A 23,847-nucleotide genomic window follows, 5' to 3' on the forward strand; every position below is an offset into this window, starting at 1 on the left:
CGCCCGGACCCGCCCCGGCCCTCCCGTCGCCGGGCGCCCGCGACCCACCGTCCGGCGCCCCGCGACCCGCCTGCCGCCTCCCGGTGCCCGCCCGCCCCGCGGGCCGGGCGGAGGCGCCGCGAACACCGCCCCCGGCCCCGGTCGGGGCGTGACCAGGCGAATGGGGGAAAATCGGCACCGACGGCCGGTGCGGCCGCACGTCGACCCAGCCGGAAGCGAGACGCAGGTGGCCACAACGGGAGCCGGTACCGGGTCCGGACCGGGAAACGGAGCCGGATCGGGGGCCGGATCCGGCGCCGGGGCGGGCGGACGGGCCGGCCAGCTGAAGAGCAGCGGCCTGCGCCACGGCTGGACGACGGGGGCCTGCGCCACCGCCGCGACCAAGGCCGCCTACACCGCGCTGCTCACCGGCGAGTTCCCCGACCCGGTCGTCATCACCCTCCCCAAGGGCCAGCAGCCCGCCTTCGCCCTGGCGGCCGAGTCGCTGCTGACCGAGCCGGCGACGGGCTCCCGGGCGGTCGGCGCGCCGCCCCGGCCCCCGGCGGCGGCTCGCTCGACCGTCGGCGCCATGGCCGGGGTGGTCAAGGACGCCGGGGACGATCCCGACGTCACCCACGGCGCGCTGATCCGTTCGACGGTCCGCCCCGGCGAGCCCGGTGCCGGAGTGGTGTTCCGGGCTGGCCCCGGCGTCGGCACCGTCACCAAGGCCGGTCTGCCGCTGCCCGTCGGCGAGCCCGCGATCAACCCGGTGCCCCGGCAGATGATCCGCGACGCCGTGGCGGAGGTGGCCGCCGAGCACGGCGGCAGCGGGGACGTCGTGGTGGAGATCTCGGTGGACCACGGCGAGGAGATCGCCCGCTCCACCTGGAACCCCCGGCTCGGCATCCTCGGCGGCCTGTCCATCCTCGGCACCACCGGCATCGTCGTCCCCTACTCCTGCTCCGCGTGGATCGACTCGATCCGCCGTGGCGTGGACGTCGCCCGGGCGGCGGGGCGCACCCACGTGGCCGGGTGCACCGGCTCGACCTCCGAGAAGGTCGCGGTCGCCGTGCACGGGCTGCCGGAGGACGCCCTGCTCGACATGGGCGACTTCGCCGGCGCCGTCCTCAAGTACCTCAAGCGCCACCCGGTGCCCAGGCTGACCATCGCGGGGGGCTTCGCCAAGCTGTCCAAGCTGGCGGCGGGCCACCTCGACCTGCACTCGGCGCGCTCCCAGGTCGACAAGGGCTACCTGGCCGACCTGGCCCGGCGCGGTGGGGCGGACGAGGAGCTGGCCGGGGCGGTGGCGGCGGCCAACACGGGCCTGGAGGCGGTGCAGTTGTGCCGGGCGGCGGGCGTGCCGCTCGGCGACCTCGTCGCCGAGGCGGCGCGGGCGACGGCGCTCGGCGTGCTGGTCGGCTCGCCGGTGGCGGTGGACGTCATCTGCATCGACCGGGCCGGCACCATCGTCGGCCGGGCGGAGCCGCTCGGCCCGTGACACTGTCACAGAGATGCGACAACATCACCTGGTGATGTGAAGATCTGACGTCCATGCGAGGAAAGAAATGGACAAAAGGAGCGTCGCGCCCTGCCCTGGCGCTGGTGCCATCTCAACCATGAGATATGGTCTGGCGAGTGACAGGCGACTACCTCACCCGCATCGGCACCCTCATCCGCACCGCGCGTCAGCACCGCGGCTGGTCCCAGGCGCAGCTCGGCGAAGCCCTCGGCACCAGCCAGAGCGCCGTCAACCGCATCGAGCAGGGCAAGCAGAACGTCAGCCTTGAGATGATCGCCCGCATCGGCGAAGCCCTCGACAGCGAGATCGTCTCCCTCGGCTACTCCGGCCCGATGCACCTGCGGGTCGCCGGCGGCACCCGCCTCTCCGGCGCCATCGACGTCCGCAGCAGCAAGAACGCCTGCGTCGCGATCCTGTGCGCCTCGCTGCTGACGACCGGCCGCACCACCCTGCGCAGCGTCGCCCGGATCGAAGAGGTCTACCGCATCCTCGAGGTGCTCACCAGCATCGGCGTCAAGAGCCGCTGGATCAACGAGGGCCGCGACCTCGAGCTCACCCCGCCCGCCGAGCTCGACCTCGCCGCGATGGACGTCGAGGCGGCCCGCCGCACCCGCAGCGTGCTGATGTTCCTCGGCCCGCTGATGCACCGCGCCAGCCGCTTCGCCATCCCCTACGCGGGCGGCTGCGACCTCGGCACCCGCACCGTCGAGCCGCACCTGACCGCGCTGCGCCGCTTCGGCCTGGAGGTCGCCACCACCGGCGGCGCCTACCACGCCTCGGTCGAGCCCGGCGTCCCGCTGGACCGCCCGATCGTGCTGACCGAGCGCGGGGACACCGTCACCGAGAACGCCCTGCTGGCCGCCGCCCGGCACGACGGCGTCAGCGTCATCCGCAACGCCTCGCCCAACTACATGGTCCAGGACCTCTGCTTCTTCCTGGAGAAGCTGGGCGTGCGGATCGAGGGCGTCGGCACCACCACGCTCACCGTCCACGGCGTCCCGGAGATCACCTGCGACGTCGACTACACCCCGGCCGAGGACCCGGTGGAGGCGATGAGCCTGCTCGCCGCCGCCGTCGTCACCTCCTCCGAGCTGACGATCCGCCGGGTGCCGATCGAGTTCCTGGAGATCGAACTCGCGGTGCTGGAGGGCATGGGCCTCGACTACGACCGCACCGCCGAGTACCGGGCCCACAACGGTCACACCCGTCTGGTCGACCTCACCGTGCGCCCGTCCAAGCTGACCGCGCCGATCGACACCATCCACCCGATGCCGTTCCCCGGCATCAACATCGACAACGTGCCGTTCTTCGCCGCCATCGCCGCGGCCGCCCACGGCACCACGATGATCCACGACTGGGTGTACGACAACCGCGCGATCTACCTGACCGAGCTGACCCGCCTCGGCGCGGACGTCAAGCTCCTCGACCCGCACCGGGTCCTGGTCCAGGGCCCCACCCGCTGGCGCGCCGCCGAGATGATGTGCCCGCCGGCCCTGCGCCCGGCCGTGGTCATCCTCCTCGCCATGCTCGCCGCCCAGGGCACCTCCGTCCTGCGCAACGTGTACGTCATCAACCGCGGCTACGAGGACCTCGCCGAGCGCCTCAACTCCATCGGCGCCCAGATCGAGACCTTCCGCGACATCTGACGGATCGTCACATCACCGCTGCCGGTCGGCCTCACCCCTCGAGGCCGGCCAGCAGCATCGCCACGTCCAGCCCGGTGCCCAGGTACTCGACGAACACCGCGTTGTTCAGCGCCCACCCCGACCGCCGCCCCCGAACCGCCCCACGGCGCCCGGCGTCCGCGGTGGGTGCCGGGTGCGGTGGGGCCAGCCTAGGGGAGCTGCTGCAGCCAGTGCGTCGCGGTCGGGACGTCCGGGGCGACGGGGACGCCGGCGGGCAGCGGTGGGCGTTCCACCACGACCACCGGCAGGCCGAGTTCGCGGGCCGCGGTGAGCTTGGGGGCGGTGGCGGCGCCACCGCTGTCCTTGGTGACCAGGACGTCGATCCGGTGCCCGCGCAGCAGCGCCCGTTCGCCGTCGAGGGTGAACGGGCCCCGGTCCAGGAGGACTTCGAGCGCGGTCGGCAGCGGCGGCTCGGGCGGGTCGACCGAGCGGGCCAGGAAGTGCAGGCCGTCGAGGTGGGCGAAGGTGCCGATGCCCTGCCGCCCGGTGGTGAGGAAGACCCGCCGCCCGAGCGCCGGCAGCAGCTCGGCCGCCGCGGCCAGCGACGGGACGCGGTGCCAGCGGTCCCCGTCGACGGTGGCCCAGCCGGGCCGCCGCAGGACCAGCAGCGGTACGCCGGTGGCGGCGGCCGCGAGGGCCGCGTTGCGGGACATCCCGGCGGCGAAGGGGTGGGTGGCGTCGACGACCGCGGCGACCCGCTCGGCGCGCAGCCAGGCGGCCAGGCCGTCCGGACCGCCGAAGCCGCCGATCCTCACCTCCCCGGCGGGCAGCCGGGGTTCGGCGACGCGGCCGGCCAGCGAACTGGTCACCCGCAGGGACGGCAGCTCGGCCAGCGCGGCCGCCAGGGCCCGGCCCTCCGTGGTGCCGCCGAGGACCAGGACGTGTCGCATCAGGCCCCGCAGGGCTCGTGCGGGCGCTCGCGGTCCGCCGAGTAGAGGTGGCTGTCGCGGAACTGCTCGGCGGCCAGGGTCCGTCCGACGATGATCACCGCGGTGCGGACCACACCCGCGGCCTTGACCTGCTCCGCGATGTCGGCGAGGGTGCCGCGCAGCACCAGCTCGTCCGGCCGGCTGGCCATCGCGACGACGGCGGTCGGGCAGTCGGCGCCGTAGTGCGGGAGCAGCTGCTCGACGACGTCGTCCACGTAGCCGGCTGCCAGGTGCAGCACCAGCAGGGCGCCGCTGCGGCCGAGGGTGGCCAGGTCCTCGCCCTCGGGCATCGGGGTGGCCCGCTTGGAGATCCGGGTGAGGATGACGGTCTGGCCGACGGTGGGCACGGTGAGTTCCCGCTTCAGCGCGGCGGCCGCGGCGGCGAACGCCGGCACCCCGGGGACCACCTCGTACGGCACGCCCTCCGCGTCGAGGCGCCGCATCTGTTCGGCGACGGCGGAGAAGACGGACGGGTCGCCGGAGTGGAGGCGGGCCACGTCCTGTCCGGCCCGGTGCGCGCGGACCAGCTCGGCGACGATCTGGTCCAGGTTGAGCTGTGCGGTGTCGATCAGGCGGGCGCCCGGCGGGCACTCGTCGAGCAGCTCGCGCGGGACCAGGCTGCCGGCGTAGAGGCAGACCTCGGCGCGGGCCAGCAGGCGCTGCCCGCGCAGGGTGATCAGGTCGGCGGCGCCCGGGCCGGCTCCGATGAAGTAGACGGTCACGAGGCTTCCTCCTGGGGGGTGTTGGGCTTGACGGCGGACCACTGGGTGACCGGCATGGCCTGCCGCCACCCGGTGAAGCCACCCACCGGGACGGCGTGCGCGACGGCGAGCCGCAGCAGTTCGCCGCCGTGGCGCCGGTACCGGTCGGTGAGCAGCGCCTCGGACTCCAGGGTCACGGTGTTGGCGACCAGTCGGCCGCCCGGGCGCAGCGCCGCCCAGCAACTGTCCAGCAGGCCGGGGGCGGTGAGCCCGCCGCCGATGAACACGGCGTCGGGGGTGGGGAGTCCGGCGAGGGCGGCCGGGGCCGGGCCGGTCACCACGCGCAGTCGGGGGACGCCCAGCGTGCCGGCGTTGCGGCTGATCCGCTCAGCCCGCACCGGGTCGCGCTCGATGCTGATCGCCTGGCAGTCGCGGTGGGCGCGCAGCCACTCGACGGCGATCGAGCCGGAGCCGCCGCCGACGTCCCACAGCAGTTCACCGGGGGTGGGGGCGAGCGTGGCGAGGGTGGCCGCGCGGACGTGCCGCTTGGTGAGCTGGCCGTCGCTCTCGTACACCGCGTCGGGCAGTCCGGGGACGAGCGAGCCGCGGGGTCCGTCGCCGAGCTCGACCGCGATGACGTTCAGCGGATCGCCGGGCGGGTGCGGCCAGCCGTCCGCGGGGCCGTCGAGGCGGCGCTCGGCTGCGCCGCCCAGCTGTTCGAGGACGTGGAGCCGGGCGCTGCCGTGGCCGCGGGCGGTGAGCAGGGCGGCGACGGCGGCCGGGGTCGCGGCGTCGGCGCTGAGCACCAGCAGGCGGCGTCCCGGGTGCAGGGCGAGGGAGAGGGTTTCCAGGGGGCGCCCGACCAGGCTGACCACCTCGGTGGACTCCAGCGGCCAGCCGAGCCGGGCGCAGGCGTAGGAGACGGAGGAGGGGTGCGGCAGGATGCGCAGCCGGTCGGCGCCGACCGTCTCGGCGAGGGTGCGGCCGATGCCGTAGAACATCGGGTCGCCGCTGGCCAGGACGGCCACCCGGCGGTCGGCGTGGTCCGCGAGCAGGCCGGGTACGGCGGGGCGCAGCGGGGTCGGCCAGGGGACGCGCCGGGCGGTGACCTCGCCCGGGGGGAGGAGGTCGAGCTGGCGGGGGCCGCCGACGACCACCTCGGCCGCCGCGAGTGCGGCCCGGGAGGCGGTGGCGAGGCCGGGCCAGCCGTCGGCCCCGATCCCGACGACGGTGATCGGGGGTGGCAGCTCGGGCACCGGGGGCTCCTCGTCGTTCGGCGGGGGCGGACGTCTGGTCGTGTGCGCGCCGACGGGCCGGAAAGCACGCGGCCGGGGCAGCCTACCTGGCGGTATCCGGCCGTCCGACGGCCGGAGGACCGCTGCGGGCCACGGCTGGCGGCCGGCAGTCGTGGCCCGCCGGCAGGTGACAGGCGACCGCCGACAGAGAACAGATGACAGAGGACAGATAACAGACTCTGAAATCTGAAAGTTGTCAGCTGTCACCCGTCAGCCGCCCGCCCCGTCCCCCCGCTCCGTCCAGTCGCCCGAGTCGATCAGCGCCGGCCGTGTCCGCAGCCTGGCCGCGACGGCCGGTCCGGCGAGGTACACCCAGGCCTCCCGCAGCTCACCCGGGCCCGCCCCCACCCTGCCGACTGCGCCCGCCCCGCCGACTTCTCCCACCGCGCTGGCCGTCGCCGCCCCTGCCCCGGCCTCCGTCCGCACCGTGAGCCGTCGCCGCACGTAGAGGCCCGTCCCGTCCGCCCGGCACCCCTCCAGCAGGTCGAGGGCGGTGAGCGCACCGGCGTACGCGCCCGGGCGGATCGTGACCAGCTCACCCACGATGCGGCGGCCGGGCGTCGCGTCCGGCACCGCGTACGGGTAGCCGGGTCCGTCGTGCAGCGCGGCTCCGTCCAGGACCGCCGGCCGGATGTCGGCGCAGCGGCCCGCGAGGTGGGCGGCGTGGTTGCAGCCGCCGCTGCGCAGGGTGCCGTAGACGAAGAACGGCAGGGCCTCGTCGGACGCGGACACGGGTTCGACCTCCTGGCTGCGGGGAGCGCCCACCGTACGTCCTCGCGCCCACTTCGTGATACCCACTGGCGGGCTGGCCGCTGATGCGCTCTCATGGCAAGGTTCGGCCAGTACCGTCCTAGGGGGAGACACATGACAGCACCCACCGAGCCCAGGCCGGCCGAGGCCTCCGGGATCGAGGCTTCCGGGGTCGAGGCCTCCGGGTCCGGGACCTCGCTCTCCAAGAGCCCGGCGGGCGGCGCGGTCGCCCCCGTCGAGGACGCCCGTCCGTTCTCCCGGCCGAGCAGCGGTGCGGTCTGGCTGGCGCTCGCCGTGGTGTACGTCGTGTGGGGTTCGACCTACCTGGCGATCAGGATCACCGTCGAGACGATGCCCTCCTTCCTCTCCGCGTCCGCACGCTTCCTCACCGCGGGTCTCCTGCTGGCGGGCTACCTGCTGGTGCGCCAGGGCCCGGCCGCGCTGCGGGTGAGCCCGCGCGAGTTCGGCTCCGCCGCCCTGGTGGGCGTGCTGCTGCTGACCGGGGGCAACGGGCTGGTGGTGCTGGGGGAGACCTCCGTCCCGTCCGGCCTGGCCGCCCTGCTGGTGGCGGCGGTCCCGCTGTGGATGGTCCTCCTGACGGCGGCCGGCGGCGAGCGCCCCCGGCGCGCCGAGCTCGCCGGGGTGCTGCTCGGCCTGGTCGGCCTGGGGGTGCTCTCCGCCCCCGCGATCGGCGGGGACATCGCGCCCGCCGGCGTGGTCCTGATCGTCTGCGCCACGCTGTGCTGGGCGTCCGGCTCGTTCGCCAGCAAGCGGATCACCATGCCGCGCAACGTGCTCGCGGCGAGCGCCTACCAGATGCTCGCGGGCGGGCTCGCCGACCTGCTGATCGGACTGGTGCGCGGGGAGCACCAGGGGCTGGACCTCGGGGCCGTCTCGGGCCGGTCCTGGCTGTCCCTCGCCTACCTGGTGCTGTTCGGTTCGCTGCTCGCCTTCACCGCGTACGCGTGGCTGTTGCGCTCCGCGCCGCTGACCCTGGTCGCCACCTACGCGTACGTGAACCCGGTGGTGGCGGTGCTGCTGGGCTGGATGATCCTGGCCGAGCCGCTGACCGGGTCGACGCTCGCGGGTGGGGCGATCGTGGTGGCGGGGGTCTGCCTGGTGGTGAGCGTCAGTCGGAGCCCGGGGCGGTCCGGGCGTAGGTGAGGATGACGTTGCCGCGTTCGAAGACGCGGCAGTCGGCGAGCGTGAAGGCGTGCGGGGCGAAGTCCGCGCCGAACAGCGGGACGCCGGATCCGGCCACCACCGGGTACTGCTTGACGATCAGCTCGTCGATCTCGGGTAGCAGCCGGCCGGCCAGTTCGCCGCCGCCGCAGAGCCAGATGCCGAGACCGTCCTCCTGCTTGAGGCGGCGGACGAGGGTCAGCGGGTCCTCCGCGGTGACCTCGACGGCCGGGTCCGGGCTGGTGTCGAGGGTGCGGGAGAAGACGATCTGCCGCAGGTGGGCGTAGGGGTCGGTGAGGCCGATGTCCGCCCCCAGGCCGTAGGTGCTGCGGCCCATGAGCACGGTGTCGAAGCGCTTGTTGGGCGCGTCGGCGATGCCGTTCCCGGCGCGGCCGGGGGTGGGGATGGTCTCCGGGTACTCGGAGAAGAGCGTCGGTGCGAAGTCCTCGGTGACGTGCGCCATGAGGAAGTCGAAGCCGCCGTCCGGGTCGGCGATGAAGCCGTCGATGCTGGCGCCGACGAAGTAGCTGAGCTTGCGCATTCAGGTCCTCGGGGTAGGGGGATCGGCGGGTCGGGTGGCCCGTCCGGGTTAACCACTGCGGATATAGTACTCCGACCGTAGTGGTTGGCAAGGGGTATGGTGCCGCCCCTCCCCGGCGCCCGGGCCTGCTCGCCTGTTTGCCGGCCTCGTCGCCCGCCCGCCGACCAGCCGACCCGCCCGCCCGCACCCGCCCGGCGCCGCGCAGCGCCCGAGGGGCACAATCGCCGCATGGTCCAGAATCCCGCCCGCCGTACCGCCCTCGCCGACGCCGCCATCGAGGTCCTCGCCCGGGAGGGCGCCCGCGGCCTCACCTTCCGTGCGGTCGACGTGCAGGCCGGCGTCCCGAACGGCACGGCCTCCAACTACTTCGCCAACCGCGACCACCTGCTCCACCAGACCGCCCGGCACATCCACCACCGGCTCACCCCCGACCCGGAGGTCGTCGCCGACCTGCTGCGCGCCCCGCGTGACCGCGCTCTGGTGACGGCCCTGATGCACGACCTGATCCGCCGCATCTCCGCCGACCGCGCGGGCTACCTCGCCATGCTCGAACTGCGCCTGGAGGCCACCCGCCGGCCCGAGTTGCGCGCCCAGCTCACCGGCACCGTCCGGGAGGAGCTGGAGGCCAACATCGCCTACCATCTCGACGGCGGGTTCCCCGGGGACCGCGAGACGGTGCTGGTCCTCTACCTGGCGATGACCGGGCTGATCGTCGAACACCTCACCCTTCCGGGGGTGTTGAGCGCCAAGGTGGCGGACTCGGAGACGGCGGACTCGGAGACGACGGACTTGGGAACGGCGGGCGCCGACGCGCTCGCCGCGCTGATCGACACCATCGTCGAGCGCATCGTCCCGGCGGGGTGACCGGGCCGACCGGGGCTGGCCGGGCCGCCGCCGCACGACCGACCCCTGGCGGGACGGGCCGTGCCGGGCGGCCGCCGCCCTCGCGGTTCCGGCGCGTGAGGGGTGCGGCCGCCCGGGCCGGGCCGGTGCCTCAGAAGGCGTGCGGCGGCTTGCCCGTCCACCAGTTGCCCGGGGCGTCCGGGTCGCGGCTGGTCCAGAACTCGATGATCGCGCTGGTGAACTCGGCCGCGGACAGCGTGCCGTCGCCGTCCCGGTCGAGGTGGCGGAAGGCCTCGTCGGAGTCGTCGCGGGAGAGGCCGACGAAGTGGCCGCGCTGGAAGACGAAGAACTCGCCGGCGTCGACGGTCCCGCTGCGGTCGGCGTCAGCGACGGCGAGGAAGGCCTCGGCGAGCGCGCCGATGCTGGCCCGCGCGGCCTCCGGGTCGTCGGCGAGCGAGCCGGTGGAGGCGACGAACTGGGCCCGGGTGATCGCCTCGGTGCCGGTGGGCAGCCTGGCGAGGTGCAGGTCGTGCCAGATCGTCAGATAGGCGCGGACGATGACGGCCTCCGCCTCCGAGCCCTCCTGGTGTCCGAGCGACCGCGCCACCGAGTGGCCCATGAGGACGTGGTCCCGCTCGGTGAGGAGGCCGTCGCCGTCGGCGTCGAGGTGGTCGAATCCGTGGTTGATCTTTGCGATGAGCAGGTCGTCCGACAATGTGCCCCCTTGATTGGCGAGGTCGGTGGCCGGCGATCCCCACCACGCGACGCCAGCACGCTAACCCCTTGAGTCGCGCTCGCGCAGCCGAACGACCGGCGAACGGCCGGACGCCGGCCGCAGGTCGACCGCACGCCCCGTCCTCCCTGGTCGCACCCGCTAGCACCGGTACCCGGGCGGCCCCTGGTGCACCGCGGCCAGCAGCTCCCTGGTGTAGTCCGTGTGCGGGGCGTCGAACAGCCGGTCGCTGTCGGTGGACTCGACCAGCCGGCCGCGGTGCATCACGGCCACCCGGTCGCAGAAGTGCCGCACGACCGCGAGGTCGTGGGAGACGAACAGGAAGGCCACGCCCAGGCGTTCGCGCAGCTCCATGAGCAGGTTGAGCACCTGGGCCTGCACCGAGACGTCGAGTGCCGACACCGGCTCGTCGGCGATGATCAGGCGCGGCCGCGGGGCGAGGGCCCGGGCGATGCCGATCCGCTGGCGCTGGCCGCCGGAGAACTCGTGCGGGTAGCGGTCCAGGTGCGCGGCGGACAGTCCGACCTGCTCCAGCAGTTCGGCCGAGCGCTCCCGCCGCTGCGCCGCGTCGAGCTCGGTGTGCAGGCGCAGCGGGGTGTCCAGGGTCCGGGCGACGGTGCGGCGCGGGTTGAGCGAGGCGTAAGGGTCCTGGAAGACGAGCTGGACCTCCCGGCTGAGCCTGCGCCGCAGCTCCCGGTCCGGGCGGGTGGCGTCCTGGCCGTCGTAGCGGACCCGGCCCCTGGTGGGCCGCTGGAGGCCGGCCAGGACCCGTGCGGTCGTGGACTTGCCGGATCCGGACTCGCCCACCAGTCCGAGCGTCTCACCGGGGGCGATGCGCAGACCGACGCCCTCGACGGCCCGGACGGGCTCGGCGCGCAGCGAGCCGAGGCGGCGCCGGCCGGGGAAGCGGACGGCGAGGTCCGTCACCTCGATCAGCGGGTGCGCGGTTTGTGCGGGGTGCTCGACCGTGCGGGGGGCGAAGCGCCGTGCTTTCGGTGACGGATCGTCAACTGTCGGGAGAGGAGCGCCTGGTACGGAGTCCAGGGTCAGCGCGGCGCCCACCAGGGCGCGGGTGTACGGTTCGCGCGGCGCGGCCAGCAGTGCGGCGGTCGGCGCGGACTCGACCTCGGCGCCGCCGCGCATCACCAGGGTGCGGTCCGTGGTGCCCGCGACGACACCGAGGTCGTGGCTGACCAGCAGCACCGCCGTCCCGTGCTCGCGCTGCAACTCGCCGAGCAGGTCGAGGACCTGCCGCTGGACGCGGGCGTCGAGGGCGGTGGTCGGCTCGTCGGCGATCAGCACCTGCGGATCGTTCATCAGGGCCATGGCGATCATCACGCGCTGGCGCATCCCGCCGGAGAACTGGTGCGGGTAGTCGCGCACCCGGGCGGCCGGGATGCCGACCCGGTCGAGCATCTCGGCGGCCCGGCGGCGGGCCCCGGCACGGCCCGCGCCCGGGTGGTGCAGCCGGTACATCTCGGCGAGTTGGGCGCCCACGCCGTGGAAGGGGCTGAGCGAGGTGAGCGCGTCCTGGAAGACCAGCGCGGCCCGGCCGCCCCGGACGCCGCGCAGCACGGACTCCGGCGCGCCCACCAGTTCCGCTCCGCCCAGCCGGATCGAGCCGGTGACGGCGGTGGTGCGCGGGTCGTGCAGGCCGAGCACGGCCAGTCCGGTGGCGGACTTGCCGGAGCCCGACTCCCCGACCAGGCCGAGGACTTCACCGGGGGCGAGGTCGAAGGACAGCCCCCGAACGGCGGCCACCGGGGCACCGCCGCGCGGATCGGCGAAGGTGACGGTCAGGTCGCGGACGCTCAGCACCGGCTCCACCGCGGGCGGCGTACCGGGCCCGGCGGACCCACGGGACGGGACGGCCCCGGGCGGCCGTACGGCTGCAAGGCGCCGGCCAGCCTCAAGGGAGCGGACGGGCTCAAGGGGCTGAACAGGCCCAAGGGGTTCAAGGGGTTCAAGGGCGGACGTCATCGGAATCGGCTCCAGTCAGCTCAGGCGGATACGCGGGTCGAGCCAGGCGACCACCAGGTCGGCCAGGGCGACGAACAGCACCACGAAGCAGGCGGCCAGCAGCACCGCCCCGACCACGGCGGGCAGGTCCTGACCCGAGACCGCCTCGGCGGCGAACCGCCCGACGCCGTTCAGTCCGAAGACCGTCTCGGTGATCACCGCCCCGCCGAGCAGCACTCCGGCCTCCAGGCCGATCAGCTGCACCAGCGGTCCGGCGGCGCCGCGCGCGGTGTACTTGAGGTGGGCGCGCAGCCGGCCGAGGCCCTTGCCGCGGGCCGTGCGGACGTACTCCTCGTTCATCGTCTCCAGCAGCTGGGAGCGCGAGAGCCGGGCGAGCACCGCGGAGTTGACGAAGCCGAGGACGAGCCAGGGCAGCAGCATGCCGCCCGCCCAGGCGGCCGGGTCCTCGGCCGGCGGGGTGTAGGAGGGCAACGGCAGCAGCCCGGTGGAGTAGACCAGCGCCCACTGTGCGACGTACCCGAGGAAGTAGATCTGCACGCTGGCGCCGACGAGGGTGAACCCTGAGAGCAGCCGGTCCGTGCGGCCGCCGTGGCGCAGCGCGGAGACGAACCCGGTGCCCAGGCCGAGCACCAGCAGGACGGCGAGCGCGCCCGCGGTGAGCGAGAAGGTGACCGGCAGGTGGTCGAGCAGCGCCTCGGTGACGGGCTGGTGCAGCCGGTAGGAGTAGCCGAGGCAGGGCGCGGTGCAGTGGATGACCGAGCCGTCCACGTCGCTGATGTCCCGCCCGGCGACGATCCCGGACAGGTAGTCGCCGTACTGGGTGAGCAGGGGCTGGTCGAGGCCCATGCTCTGGCGGACCGCCGTGACCTGGCCGCTGTCGCAGCGCGGTCCGCAGGCCGCGCGGGCCGGGTCGGCGGGGGCGGCGTAGAAGAGGGCGAAGGCGGCGGCGGAGACCGCGACCAGGACGGCGAGCGCCTGGAGGGCCCGTCGCAGGGCGAAGGAGAGCATGACCGGTCCGGGGTCGTCGGGAACAGCGGGCGTCGGGAACAGCGGGCGTCGGGAACAGCGGCCGTCGGGAACAGCGGCCGTCGGAGAGAGCGGCGGTCGGAAACGGGGCCGTCGGGAACGGCGGCCAGGCAGGCGGCCGGGCAGGAGGGAACGGCGGGGGACCGCCGGGAAGAGGTGCGGCCCGCCGGCCCGTCCCCGCCACCTCTCGCGACGGCAGCGGGGACGGGCCGGCGGTCGGCTCAGGACTTCAGGTACAGCCAGGCCAGGCTGACCGTGCCGTAGATCGGGTGGATGAACGCCCCGCCGACGTTGGAGCCGTGCAGCTGGTTGACCGTCGGGTAGGCGAACGGCAGCACCGGCACGTCCTTCATGACGGTCCGCTCCAGCGCGTACAGCTCCTTGGCCTTGGCGCGAGGCTCGCCGATCTGGTTGATCCGGTCGATCTCCTGGTCGACGGCCGGGTTGCGGTAGCGCGCGGAGTTGAGGTCGCTGCCGGCGCGCCCGTCGAAGGAGAACGGGATCAGCGTGGACGGGGTCGGCCAGTCGACGGAGCTGGTCTCCTCGAACAGGTCGTAGGGGGAGTCGGCGCGGTGCACCTCGTCCAGCAGCGCCTTGGGGTCGATCGGCTTGGGCACGACGGTGATGCCGGCCTTGGCGAAGCCGTCCACCAGCACCTGGGCGACGCGCTGCCCGACGGGCGTGTTGGCGTAGCCGTAGGTGAGCGGCGCGGGCGGCTGCTTGGCCGCGGCGAGGGCGGACTTGGCGGCCTCCGGGTCGCCCTCGGGCTTCACGGGGTCGAGGTCGTACTTCTCCCAGTCGAGGAGGGCGGGCGAGCTCAGGGTGGTGGCGAGCTCGCCGACCCGGGAGCCGCCCTGGACCTGCCGCGCCTGCTGGCGCGGGTAGGCGAGGTGCAGGGCCCTGCGGACGGCGACGTCCGGCACCCGCTCGTTGTTGATCACCAGCTGGGTGACGAAGGCGCCCTGGCGGCCGGAGACGACCAGCTCCCTGGCCTTCGGGTCGGTGTCGGCGGTCTGGTACAGCTCGGGGGAGAGGGCGGTGGAGACGGTGGTGGCGTCGGCGCCGCCGTCCCGGCCGGAGAGGATCTCCTGGTTGATGTTGAGCGCCTCCTTGCCGAAGGTGAAGACGAACTTCTCCGGGTACTGGCTGCGGATCGGGTCGGTCTCGGCCTTCCAGTACGGGTTGCGCTCCAGCACCAGCCGGGTGTTCTGGACGTGCTCGACGATCCGGTACGGGCCGCTGGCGAAGGGCTGGCGGTCGTAGTCGGTCCCCGTGTCCTTGTCCTTGCGGACCGGGGAGGAGGAGGACTGCGCGGCCATGTAGGGCACGTCGGCCTGCGGCTGCGGGAAGTGGAAGACGAGGGTGCGGTCGTCGGGGGTCTCGACGGCGGCGAGGTCGCCGTCCTGCGGCCCGGCGTACTTCTTGCGGGCGTCCTCGTAGCTGGCCTCGCCGGTGAGCCACTGCGGCCAGTAGGGCGGGCCGACCTCGTAGCCCTTGCCGAAGCTGCGCTCGATGCCGTACTTGACCTGCTGGGAGGTGATCGGCTGACCGTCCTCCCAGGCCACGCCCGGCTTGAGCCGGTACGTCCAGGTGCGGCCTCCGTCGGTGGAGATGCCGGTGTCGGTGGCCAGGTCGCCGACCAGCTTGGCCTTTCCGTCGACGACCTGGTACTGCGTCAGCTGCCGGCCCCAGAGCAGCGAGGCGTTGTAGGCGGCGCCCGCGTAGACCTTCTGCGGGTCGAGGTGGCGGAAGTCGGTGGCGTTGTAGACGTTGACGGTGCCGCCGGCCCGGGCGCCGGAGACGGCGGGGGCCGGGCCCGCGCTGTCCTTCTCGCTGCCGAGGGCGGCGGTCAGCGGGGCGGTCTCCTTGGCGGCCGCGCCGGCGGGGGCCGGGCCGGTGCCCGCACCGGCCGAGCAGGCGCTCGCCAGCAGGGCGGTGGCGACGACGGCGAGGGACGGTTTGGTCCAGCGCATGGCGAATCTCTCCTTGCCCCCTGACCGGGGGTGGACGCGGGGTGGACGTCGGACACGGGTGTCCGACGGGGGATGACGGGATGGCGGGAAGGCGGGCTGAGGGGAAGGCGGGCTGAGGGGCTGAGGGAATGACGGCAGGACGGTGGCCTGGTGATGTGTTGACCTGCCCGGCCTGGCAGACCTGCCCGGTCAGGCGGACCCGGCGGACCCGGCGGCCTCGTGGCCTCGCGGCCCCGCCGTGGGCCGTCCGGACTCAGCGCCCGGAGCGCGGGTCCAGCGCGTCGCGGACGGCGTCGCCGAGCAGGTTGAAGGCGAGCACGAAGACCAGCAGCGCCACACCGGGGAAGACCATGTAGGTCGGGTCGGCCTGGAAGACCTCGGAGCCGCGCGAGATCATCCGCCCCCAGTCGGGGACGGGTTCGGTGATGCCGACGCCGAGGAAGGACAGCACCGCCTCGGAGGCGACGAAGGCCGGCACCGCCATGGTGGCGTGCACCAGGAGTTGCGAGCGGACGTTCGGCAGCAGTTCGTGGACGACGACGTGGAAGCGGCTCGCGCCCTGGGCCCGTGCGGACTGCACGAAATCCCTTTCCCGGAGCGAACGGACGGTGGCCCGGAGGGAAAGTGCCAGCGGAATCCAGCCGAACGCGGAGAATACCAGGATCAGGACCAGGAACTGCATCCACTCCGGTTCCGCGGCGCCCGGGTCGACCAGTCGGGACTGAATGACCGGGCTGAGCGCGAGCAGCAGGAGCAGGGTCGGGAAAGCGAGCAGCACATTGGCCAGGAAACCGAACATCCGGTCGGCGGCCCCGCCCAGGTAGCCGATCGCGACCCCGGCCAGGACGCCGAGCGCGGTGGTCACGGCGGCGGAGGCGAAGGCGATCAGGAGCGAGGTGCGGATGCCGTAGAGCAGCTGGGTCAGCACGTCCCGGCCCAGGCCGGGCTCCAGACCGAACCAGAAGTCGCCGGAGATGCCGCCGTTCGGCAGTACCGGCAGGCCGCCGTCGCTGAGCAGGCCGGGAGTGTTCTGGCCGTAGTGCTCGACCGGGTTCCTCCCGTAGAGGGCGGCGATCAGCGGGGCGGCGAGCGCGAGCAGCAGGAACAGCAGGACGACGGCGAGCGCGGCGGCGCCGACCCGGTCCCGGCGGAGGCGGCCGAGCAGCCCCGGCGCGGCGGGTGCGGGGCGGGGCCCCGCGGGTGTTTCGACCACGGCCATGAGAGGCGTACTCCCCGAATTCTCCGCCGCCCTGTGGGTGAGGGTGCGCTGGTGTGCATTTCCTAAGGGGCCTCCGGGGGTTTCCCGTCGGCCTTCGAAAAGACATCAGATCGGATGCCGCGGGCGCTCCGCAAATCACCCGGACGGAAATTCCTGGGCACTGTTACGGGAAATGTGGCGGCTTCATTTCGCCGCAACACGGGCGTTGCACGAGAAAGGACATAGCCCGCCAAAACGGGCGGCCCGTTCCGCATTCTGAGACCTCCGCCACAGTCCGTCCGATGTTGATACGATCCCGGTGGGCTGCGACTGGCGCGTAGGGATGGAATCAACCATCGGGAAGCGGCTCCGTGGAGTGTCACGTCAAGTTGCCGAGCGCCTGGGCCGTCCGCATCCCCTTGAGGAGACAGCCTTGGCCACTCCGCACGCAGCCCGCCCCCACACCACCGCCGACGCCGCGGCCGACACCGCCTTCCGCAGCGCCCTCGACGTCGTCGCCGGCGTCGAGCCCCGGATCGCCGCCGCGATCGGGCAGGAGCTCGAGGACCAGCGCGCCTCGCTCAAGCTGATCGCCAGCGAGAACTACGCCTCCCCGGCCGTCCTGCTCGCCATGGGCAACTGGCTCAGCGACAAGTACGCCGAGGGCACCGCCGGCCGCCGCTTCTACGCGGGCTGCCGCAACGTCGACACCGTCGAGACCATCGCCGCCGAGCACGCGCGCGCCCTGTTCGGCGCCGACCACGCCTACGTCCAGCCGCACTCCGGCATCGACGCCAACCTCACCGCCTTCTGGGCGGTCCTCTCCCAGCGCGTCGAGAGCCCGGCGCTGGAACGGGCGAAGGTCCGCAACGTCAACGACCTCACCGAGCAGGACTGGGCCGAACTGCGCCAGGCGCTCGGCAACCAGCGGATGCTCGGCATGTCCCTGGACACCGGCGGCCACCTCACCCACGGCTTCCGCCCCAACATCTCGGGCAAGATGTTCGACCAGCGCAGCTACGGCACCGACCCGGTGACCGGCCTGATCGACTACGACGCGCTGCGCGAGACCGCCCGCGAGTTCCGCCCGCTGATCCTGGTGGCCGGCTACTCCGCGTACCCGCGGCTGGTCGACTTCCGCCGGATGCGCGAGATCGCGGACGAGGTCGGCGCGACCCTCATGGTCGACATGGCGCACTTCGCCGGCCTGGTCGCGGGCAAGGTGCTGACCGGCGACCACGACCCCGTCCGGCACGCCCACATCGTCACCACCACCACCCACAAGTCGCTGCGCGGCCCGCGCGGTGGCATGGTGCTCTCCACCGCCGAGCTGGCCGAGCACGTCGACCGCGGCTGCCCGCTGGTGCTCGGCGGCCCGCTCTCGCACGTCATGGCCGCCAAGGCCGTCGCCTTCGCCGAGGCCCGCCGCCCGGAGTTCCAGGCCTACGCCCGGGCCGTCGTCGACAACGCCAGGGCGCTCGCCGAGGGCCTGCTGCGCCGCGGCGGCAAGCTGGTCACCGGCGGCACCGACAACCACCTCGTGCTCGCCGACGTGACGGGCTACGGCCTGACCGGCCGCCAGGCCGAGGCGGCGCTGCTGGACTCGGGCGTCGTCACCAACCGCAACTCCGTCCCGCAGGACCCGAACGGTGCCTGGTACACCTCCGGCGTGCGCCTGGGCACCCCGGCGCTGACCACCCGCGGCCTCGGCACCGCCGAGATGGACGAGATCGCCGCGCTGATCGACACCGTCCTGCGTGCCACCACCCCGGCCACCGGCGCCGGCGGCGCCGCCTCCAAGGCCCAGTACCGGCTCGACGACACGGTGCGCGACGGGATCGCCAAGCGCGCCGCGGACCTCCTCGCCCCCTTCCCCCTCTACCCGGGCGTCGACCTGGTCTGACCGGGCCGCGAGCGGGCCCGGGACCAGGCCCGGACCCAGGCCTGATCCCGGGCCCGCCAGTCCGTCCGTGCAGCTGCAGCCGCTCCCGGGCCCGCCCGCGCAACCGCGTGCGGGCCCGGGAGGATCCCCGCGGGGGCCTGTTCGGCCTAGAACTGAAGCGACTTGTACTGCAGGAACTCCTCCAGGCCGTGGCGGCCGAGCTCGCGGCCGAGCCCCGAGCTCTTGTAACCGCCGAACGGGGCGAGCGGGTTGAACCGGCCGCCGTTGAGGTCGACCTGGCCGGTGTCGAGGCGGCGGGCGAACGCGGCGGCGGTAGCGGTGTCCGCTGCCCAGACACCCCCGGCCAGGCCGTACTCGGTACCGTTGGCGAGTTCGACCGCGTGGTCCTCGTCCCGGTAGGGCAGGATCGCCAGGACGGGCCCGAAGACCTCCTCCTGAGCGATCGTCATGTCCGGTGTGACGTCTGCGAGTACGGTCGGCAGGACGTAGAAGCCGGTGGGAAGTCCGGGGACGGGCTCCGCGCCGCCGACGACCAGCCGGGCGCCCTCGGCGAGCGCCCCCTCGACGTGGCGGCGCACCCGGGCGAGCTGGGCGGCGCTGACCAGCGGGCCGATCCGGGTCCGCGGGTCGGCCGGATCGCCCGGGAGGTACTTGGCGGCGGCCTTGGCGGCCGTCGCGACCGCCTCCTCGTAGTGGTCCCGGTGCACCAGCAGACGGGTCCACGCGCTGCACGTCTGGCCGGAGTTGGCGAAGACGTTGGCGATGTTCACGTTGACCGCCCGGGCGAGGTCCGCCCCGGGCAGCACCACGTTGGCGGACTTGCCGCCGAGCTCCAGGGCGACCCTCTTGAGCCCCCGGCCGGCCGTCTCGGCGACCTGCCGGCCGACGGCGGTGGAACCGGTGAACGAGACCACGTCCACTCCGGGGTGGGCGGCGAGCGCCGCGCCGGCCACCGCTCCGGTACCGGTCACCAGGTTGAACACGCCTGCGGGCAGGCCCGCTTCGTGCACCAGGCGGGCGAACAGTCGGGCCACCAGCGGGGTGTCCTCGGCCGGCTTGAGGACGACCGGACAGCCGGCCGCGAGCGCCGGGACGACCTTGGCGACGATCTGGTGCAGCGGGTAGTTCCACGGCGTGATCGCGGCGACCACTCCGGCGGGTTCGGCGAGCACCAGCGAGTTGCCGATCCGCTCCTCGAAGGGGTGCTCGGCGAGCAGTGCCAGGTACGAGGTCGCGACGGTCAGGGGCAGCCCGGCGTGCACGGCGGCGGCGAAGCCGACCGGGGCGCCGAGCTCGGCGACCACCGTCGCGGTGATCTCCTCCTGGGCGGCGGCGATCCCGTCCCGCAGCGCGGTGAGCAGGGCGAGCCGGTCCTCGCGGGTGGTCGCCGCCCAGGCGGGGGCGGCCCGGCGGGCCGCGGTGACCGCGGCGTCGACGTCGGCGGTGCCGCCGGCCGGGACGGTGGCGAGCACCTGCTCGGTCGCCGGGTTCAGCACCGTGATCGTCCCGGCGTCGTCCCCGCAGGGCCGCCAGGCGCCGTCGATGTACTGGTCGCGGTACTCCGCGTACTGCTGCACCGAGTGTCCTCTCATCCGATCAGCCGATTAACTAACAGTGCTAGTAGGTAGGCCAGTCAAGGCGGCCGGAGCGGCCGCGCGCAAGAGTCAATCCGGTCCGGTGGACCAGCCGGTTACCTCGGTGCGAACCCCGTGCTGCACTCCCCGGACGGCTCGCCCCGCGCCCGGGCGCGCCATCGCGGGACCACCCCGGTCACCTGCGGCCAGACCCTCCGCCGCCGGGCCCACCGCCCCTCGCCCGGAACGGAGTTGACGGACGGGCTGCTGCACCGCCGGCCGATCGGACCGGGGCCCGGCGCCCGCGCCGACCGGCCGGGACCGCGCCGCGCGGACGAGGCCGGAGGGGCCGCCGCGGCGCGGTGGCCGAAGCCTCCCGAAGGCTCCGTGCTCACCCTCCGGAAGCGAACCGACCGATCACGAAACTCATCGCGCGAAAAGCTCCTCACGGTGGCGGGCGTCACTGTAGATTGCAGCGAACTCAGCCACGGGGCACTACTGTTGCCAGTGGTTCGTAGTGGTGTGCATGGCCGGGACACGCGTGTCCGGAGGAGCCGCCGGGATGCTGCCACCGGGCTGAGGTCTGGCTCAAATCCGCAGGTCATCCGTACCGCATAAGGAGCATCCCGTGACCGATGCCGCGTTGAAGGACGAGTCTCAGCGGCCTGTCGAGCCGGCTGTTCTGGACGACGTCCCGGGCTGGTTCTGGGACCACGACCGGCACTCGTTCGACTGGTTCATGGCGCGGCAGGAGAAGGCCGGGGTCACCGGCGACCTGCTGGAGATGGGTGCGTACCTGGGCCGCAGTGCGATCGTGATCGGCGAGCACCTCCAGCCCGGTGAGACGTTCACCGTCTGTGACCTCTTCGACTCGGACGCGCCGGACGACGAGAACGCCGCCGAGATGGACATCTCCTACCGCAAGTCGCTGACCCGCTCCGCCTTCGAGTCCAACTACCTCTCCTTCCACGAGCGGCTCCCGGAGATCATCCAGGCCCCGACCTCGGTCCTGGCCGGCGGGCGGATCCCCGCGGGCGCGTTCCGGTTCATCCACATCGACGCCTCGCACCTGTACGAGCACGTCGTCGGCGACCTCCAGGTCGCGCGCGTCGCGCTGCAGGACCAGGGCGTCGTGGTGCTGGACGACTACCGATCGCAGCACACCCCGGGCGTGGCCGCGGCCACCTGGGGAGCGGTCTTCAACCACGGGCTGAAGCCGATCATGCTCACCGAGTGCAAGTTCTACGGCACCTGGGGGGACCCGGAGCCGTTCCAGCGGGACCTGCTCGACCGGGTGGACCTGGCCGCGGGCTGCTACCTGAGCACCGAGACCCTGAACGGGCAGCAGGTGCTCCGGATGACCGGCAGCTCGGAGGGCATCGAGTCCTTCCGTCCGTCGCGGCACCAGCACCGGCTGGCCGCGGAGGCCGCCCGCCGCGAGGCCGAGGAGTCCCGCCGCGCTGTCCAGGAGGCGCAGGAGGAGGCGGCCCGCGACCTCGCCGCCCGCCGCGCCCGTGCCGCCGACCAGCGCCGCCCCGCCAACGTCGCCAAGCGCGCCGCCCGGGACCTGCTGCCCCCGGTCCTCACCTCGGCCATCCGCCGCGCCCGCCGGGGCTGACCGCGTCGGTCAGGACGAGCGGAGCAGCCGGAACGCCCGGAGCGCCGATGGCGACCGATGGTGGACGGCCGACAGCCGGCAGCTGACAGAATTCAACTGACAGATGTCAGCGAACAGAATATGAAATCTGTCATCTGAAATCTGTTCGCTGAAACCTGTCATCTGTTACTCGCCGCCTCCCCGCCTCCCTACCCCCACCCCCCAAGGCCCGCCCCGAGCCCGGGCCCCGCCAACGCCGAAGGGCCGGTCGGACAATCCGACCGGCCCCTCGACTCCTACAGGGATCAGGGATCAGACCTTCGACGGCTCCCGGCCGCTTCCGGCGCCCTCCACGGCGCCGGCGCCGGCCGCGCCCTCCGCGGTGGCCGCGGTCGCGGCCTCGGCGTCCAGCTCCCGCCGGACGGCGGCCAGCGACGGGTTGGCCCAGGCGCTGGCGACGCCCCAGTAGTAGAAGGCGAGGCCGATGGCGGCGACGACCAGGAGGTCCCAGCCCTCGGGCAGGTAGCCCTGGCCGCCGAAGTCGGTGCTGCCGGCCCAGGAGATACCCGCCATCACGAACAGGTAGGCGACCATCCAGGCGCCCGCCTTCAGGTTCGGCCGCAGCTCGGCCCACGGCTTGCGCAGCTCGTACCAGGCCCAGATCGGCAGGCCGGCGGCCATCAGCAGGATGACCTTGCCGGTGAGCGGCCAGCGGGCCCAGTAGAGGACCAGCGAGCCGAAGACCATCGCGACCGGGGCGATGACGGGCATGGCCCGCAGCCGGACCGGCCGGGGCAGGTCGGGGGCGAGGCGGCGCAGTGCCATCACGGCGACCGGGCCGGTGATGTAGGAGATCACGGTGGCCACCGAGACGATCTCGGCCAGCGAGCCCCAGCCGCGGAAGACGGCGAGGAAGAGGAACGCGACCACCAGGTTGAGGACCAGCGCGGGGCGCGGGATGCCGGTGCGCGCGTCGACCTTGCCGAAGACCTTCGGCAGGTGGCCGTTCTCCTGCACGCCGTGGATCATGCGCGAGGTGGTGGCGGCGTAGATCATGCCGGTGCCGCTGGGGGAGATGAACGCGTCCGCGTACAGCAGCAGGGCGAGCCAGTTGAGGCCCCAGGCGATCGAGAGGTCGGCCAGCGGCGAGGTGTAGCCGAGGCCGCTCCAGCCGTTCGAGAGGTCGGCGGCCGGGATGGCGCCGAGGAAGGCGACCTGCAGCGCGACGTAGATCACCAGCGCGATCAGGATCGAGCCGATGACGGCCTTCGGCAGCGACTTGCCGGGGTCGCGGGCCTCGCCGGCGAGGTTGAGCGGCGACTGGAAGCCGTTGAAGGCCCAGACGATGCCGGACACCGCGACGGCGGTGAACACCGCGCTCCAGCCGTTCGGCGCGAACCCGCCGTGGTCGGTGAAGTGGGCGGTGTCGAAGTGGGCGAACAGCAGGGCGCCGGCGGTCAGCGTCGGCACGACGACCTTGAAGACGGTGATCGCGGTGTTGGTCTTGGCGAACAGCGTGATCGCGAACCAGTTCAGGACGAAGTAGCCCACCAGCAGCACGCTGGCCAGCGCCACCCCGCTGAGGGTGAGCTCCTTGCCGTCGTACAGCCCCTTCGCCCAGTCGAAGTGCCAGGAGCTCATGTACTGGACGGAGGCGGTGGCCTCGCCGGGGATGACCGAGACGATGGCGATCCAGTTGGCCCAGGCGGCGAGGTACCCGGCGAGCGAGCCGTGCGAGTACTGGCCGTACCGGACCATGCCACCGGCCTTGGGGAACATCGAGCCCAGCTCGCTGTAGGTCAGGGCGATGGTCAGCGCGACCGCGGCCCCGATCACCCAGGCCAGGATCGACGCCGGGCCCGCCAGCCGGGCGGCGCGCTCGGCGCCGAACAGCCAGCCGGATCCGATGATCGACCCGAGCCCGACGGCGGTCAGGCTGATGGTGCCGAGCGATCGGCGGTAGTTGTGGTGTGATGCCGTCGGCGACTCTGGCTCACTCAACGTATCGGTCCTCTCGCTCGGGGTTCATCGGGTGGTGTCGGCGTATGTGCGGCTTTGCCTCGGTATTCCGGACAAACGGAAAGCAGCCTATGGGCCGAAATCGGGCGAATACCTCAGGGGAAGCTCAAACCGTCCGATCGTTGCCATCTCGTGTCCGGCTTTCGGTTGTGCCGGACACCTCGGAGGCTCTGCGAACCGGCCCGCCCAGCCCCCACCGGCCGACGCGGCCCGAGCGGCCCGCCCAGGCCTCACCGGCCCACGCAGCCCGAACAGCCCTGAAGATCCCCGGGGAAAACAAAAATTCCCTGTGGGTTCCTTTCGGATCCCACAGGGAATTCGGCTGTGTCCGAGGGGGGACTTGAACCCCCACGCCCGATAAAGGGCACTAGCACCTCAAGCTAGCGCGTCTGCCATTCCGCCACCCGGACAGGGTGTGTG

18 protein-coding genes, 1 tRNA gene and 1 riboswitch are annotated in these 23,847 nt (G+C 73.4%); of the genes, 6 read left to right on the top strand and 13 right to left on the bottom strand.

Annotation, left to right across the window (positions count from 1 at the left end):
• Positions 1–226: 226 nt before the first annotated feature.
• Together ACIA8Q_RS04445 and ACIA8Q_RS04450 are read left to right on the top strand one after the other, a co-directional pair.
• Positions 227–1,477 (top strand): cobalt-precorrin-5B (C(1))-methyltransferase, encoded by a 1,251-nt coding sequence (locus tag ACIA8Q_RS04445; protein WP_396316744.1) that lies wholly within the window; start codon positions 227–229, stop codon positions 1,475–1,477.
• A 137-nt stretch (positions 1,478–1,614) separates the two neighbouring features.
• Complete coding sequence (locus ACIA8Q_RS04450; protein ID WP_360210670.1) at positions 1,615–3,144, top strand: UDP-N-acetylglucosamine 1-carboxyvinyltransferase; 1,530 nt, start codon at positions 1,615–1,617, stop codon at positions 3,142–3,144.
• Positions 3,145–3,332: 188 nt separating this feature from the next.
• Here ACIA8Q_RS04450 and ACIA8Q_RS04455 read toward each other — a convergent pair whose 3' ends face one another.
• The 4 genes from ACIA8Q_RS04455 to ACIA8Q_RS04470 all read right to left on the bottom strand — a co-directional run bounded on the left by ACIA8Q_RS04455 (position 3,333) and on the right by ACIA8Q_RS04470 (position 6,840).
• The gene (locus ACIA8Q_RS04455) at positions 3,333–4,073 is read right to left on the bottom strand and encodes a cobalt-precorrin-6A reductase (protein ID WP_396316745.1); all 741 of its coding nucleotides are present in this window, start codon (positions 4,071–4,073) and stop codon (positions 3,333–3,335) included.
• Positions 4,073–4,834: a precorrin-4 C(11)-methyltransferase gene (cobM, locus tag ACIA8Q_RS04460; protein WP_387897357.1), complete on the bottom strand. Its 762-nt coding sequence runs from the start codon at positions 4,832–4,834 to the stop codon at positions 4,073–4,075. The genes ACIA8Q_RS04455 and cobM overlap by 1 nt, the downstream gene beginning before the upstream one ends.
• On the bottom strand, positions 4,831–6,069 hold the full coding sequence (gene cbiE, locus ACIA8Q_RS04465) for a precorrin-6y C5,15-methyltransferase (decarboxylating) subunit CbiE (protein WP_396316746.1): 1,239 nt from the start codon (positions 6,067–6,069) through the stop codon (positions 4,831–4,833). Before cbiE ends, cobM begins: the two co-directional genes overlap by 4 nt.
• Positions 6,070–6,318: 249 nt before the next feature.
• Positions 6,319–6,840, bottom strand: a complete 522-nt coding sequence (locus ACIA8Q_RS04470) for a gamma-glutamylcyclotransferase family protein (RefSeq protein WP_396316747.1) — start codon at positions 6,838–6,840, stop codon at positions 6,319–6,321.
• A 132-nt stretch (positions 6,841–6,972) separates the two neighbouring features.
• Between ACIA8Q_RS04470 and ACIA8Q_RS04475 the strand changes: the two genes are divergently transcribed.
• Entirely contained in the window at positions 6,973–8,022 is a 1,050-nt protein-coding gene (locus ACIA8Q_RS04475) for an EamA family transporter (protein ID WP_396316748.1), read from the top strand.
• Here ACIA8Q_RS04475 and ACIA8Q_RS04480 read toward each other — a convergent pair.
• The gene (locus ACIA8Q_RS04480; RefSeq protein WP_360210682.1) at positions 7,988–8,581 is read right to left on the bottom strand and encodes a dihydrofolate reductase family protein; all 594 of its coding nucleotides are present in this window, start codon (positions 8,579–8,581) and stop codon (positions 7,988–7,990) included. The two genes, ACIA8Q_RS04475 and ACIA8Q_RS04480, sit on opposite strands and share 35 nt — an antisense overlap.
• A 228-nt stretch (positions 8,582–8,809) precedes the next feature.
• Between ACIA8Q_RS04480 and ACIA8Q_RS04485 the strand changes: the two genes are divergently transcribed.
• The gene (locus tag ACIA8Q_RS04485; protein ID WP_360210684.1) at positions 8,810–9,445 is read left to right on the top strand and encodes a TetR family transcriptional regulator; all 636 of its coding nucleotides are present in this window, start codon (positions 8,810–8,812) and stop codon (positions 9,443–9,445) included.
• A gap of 130 nt (positions 9,446–9,575) precedes the next feature.
• Here ACIA8Q_RS04485 and ACIA8Q_RS04490 read toward each other — a convergent pair whose 3' ends face one another.
• The 5 genes from ACIA8Q_RS04490 to ACIA8Q_RS04510 form a co-directional block, all read right to left on the bottom strand.
• Positions 9,576–10,139, bottom strand: a complete 564-nt coding sequence (locus ACIA8Q_RS04490) for an EF-hand domain-containing protein (protein WP_360210686.1) — start codon at positions 10,137–10,139, stop codon at positions 9,576–9,578.
• Between the two features lie 159 nt (positions 10,140–10,298).
• Complete coding sequence (locus ACIA8Q_RS04495) at positions 10,299–11,984, bottom strand: dipeptide ABC transporter ATP-binding protein (protein WP_396316749.1); 1,686 nt, start codon at positions 11,982–11,984, stop codon at positions 10,299–10,301.
• A 168-nt stretch (positions 11,985–12,152) separates the two neighbouring features.
• Complete coding sequence (locus ACIA8Q_RS04500; RefSeq protein ID WP_396316750.1) at positions 12,153–13,145, bottom strand: ABC transporter permease; 993 nt, start codon at positions 13,143–13,145, stop codon at positions 12,153–12,155.
• A 239-nt stretch (positions 13,146–13,384) separates the two neighbouring features.
• Positions 13,385–15,136: an ABC transporter substrate-binding protein gene (locus ACIA8Q_RS04505; RefSeq protein WP_396316751.1), complete on the bottom strand. Its 1,752-nt coding sequence runs from the start codon at positions 15,134–15,136 to the stop codon at positions 13,385–13,387.
• 253 nt (positions 15,137–15,389) lie between these two features.
• On the bottom strand, positions 15,390–16,355 hold the full coding sequence (locus ACIA8Q_RS04510) for an ABC transporter permease (RefSeq protein WP_360210694.1): 966 nt from the start codon (positions 16,353–16,355) through the stop codon (positions 15,390–15,392).
• Between the two features lie 295 nt (positions 16,356–16,650).
• A riboswitch (ZMP/ZTP riboswitch) is annotated at positions 16,651–16,747 on the top strand.
• A gap of 20 nt (positions 16,748–16,767) precedes the next feature.
• Here ACIA8Q_RS04510 and ACIA8Q_RS04515 point away from each other — a divergent pair.
• On the top strand, positions 16,768–18,237 hold the full coding sequence (locus ACIA8Q_RS04515) for a glycine hydroxymethyltransferase (RefSeq protein ID WP_396316752.1): 1,470 nt from the start codon (positions 16,768–16,770) through the stop codon (positions 18,235–18,237).
• Positions 18,238–18,383: 146 nt separating this feature from the next.
• Here ACIA8Q_RS04515 and ACIA8Q_RS04520 read toward each other — a convergent pair whose 3' ends face one another.
• Positions 18,384–19,829: an aldehyde dehydrogenase family protein gene (locus tag ACIA8Q_RS04520; RefSeq protein ID WP_360210698.1), complete on the bottom strand. Its 1,446-nt coding sequence runs from the start codon at positions 19,827–19,829 to the stop codon at positions 18,384–18,386.
• Between the two features lie 610 nt (positions 19,830–20,439).
• Between ACIA8Q_RS04520 and ACIA8Q_RS04525 the strand changes: the two genes are divergently transcribed.
• Positions 20,440–21,429: a class I SAM-dependent methyltransferase gene (locus ACIA8Q_RS04525; protein ID WP_360210700.1), complete on the top strand. Its 990-nt coding sequence runs from the start codon at positions 20,440–20,442 to the stop codon at positions 21,427–21,429.
• A 291-nt stretch (positions 21,430–21,720) separates the two neighbouring features.
• On the opposite strand, the gene ACIA8Q_RS04530 is transcribed toward ACIA8Q_RS04525, so the two are convergent.
• Positions 21,721–23,409 carry an APC family permease gene (locus ACIA8Q_RS04530; RefSeq protein WP_360210702.1) on the bottom strand — a complete coding sequence of 563 codons (1,689 nt, stop codon included), beginning with the start codon at positions 23,407–23,409 and terminating at the stop codon, positions 21,721–21,723.
• A gap of 343 nt (positions 23,410–23,752) precedes the next feature.
• A tRNA-Leu gene (locus ACIA8Q_RS04535) sits at positions 23,753–23,837 on the bottom strand.
• Positions 23,838–23,847 lie beyond the last annotated feature (10 nt).

Source organism: Kitasatospora sp. NPDC051705 (genome assembly GCF_044453265.1).
Lineage (GTDB): Bacteria > Actinomycetota > Actinomycetes > Streptomycetales > Streptomycetaceae > Kitasatospora.

Coding starts and splice junctions, on each gene's coding strand:
- ACIA8Q_RS04485 (WP_360210684.1), top strand. CDS start 8,810: ATGGTCCAGAATCCCGCCCGCCGTACCGCCCTCGCCGACGCCGCCATC.
- ACIA8Q_RS04500 (WP_396316750.1), bottom strand. CDS start 13,145: ATGCTCTCCTTCGCCCTGCGACGGGCCCTCCAGGCGCTCGCCGTCCTG.
- ACIA8Q_RS04510 (WP_360210694.1), bottom strand. CDS start 16,355: ATGGCCGTGGTCGAAACACCCGCGGGGCCCCGCCCCGCACCCGCCGCG.
- ACIA8Q_RS04480 (WP_360210682.1), bottom strand. CDS start 8,581: ATGCGCAAGCTCAGCTACTTCGTCGGCGCCAGCATCGACGGCTTCATC.
- ACIA8Q_RS04475 (WP_396316748.1), top strand. CDS start 6,973: ATGACAGCACCCACCGAGCCCAGGCCGGCCGAGGCCTCCGGGATCGAG.
- ACIA8Q_RS04455 (WP_396316745.1), bottom strand. CDS start 4,073: ATGCGACACGTCCTGGTCCTCGGCGGCACCACGGAGGGCCGGGCCCTG.
- ACIA8Q_RS04520 (WP_360210698.1), bottom strand. CDS start 19,829: ATGAGAGGACACTCGGTGCAGCAGTACGCGGAGTACCGCGACCAGTAC.
- ACIA8Q_RS04505 (WP_396316751.1), bottom strand. CDS start 15,136: ATGCGCTGGACCAAACCGTCCCTCGCCGTCGTCGCCACCGCCCTGCTG.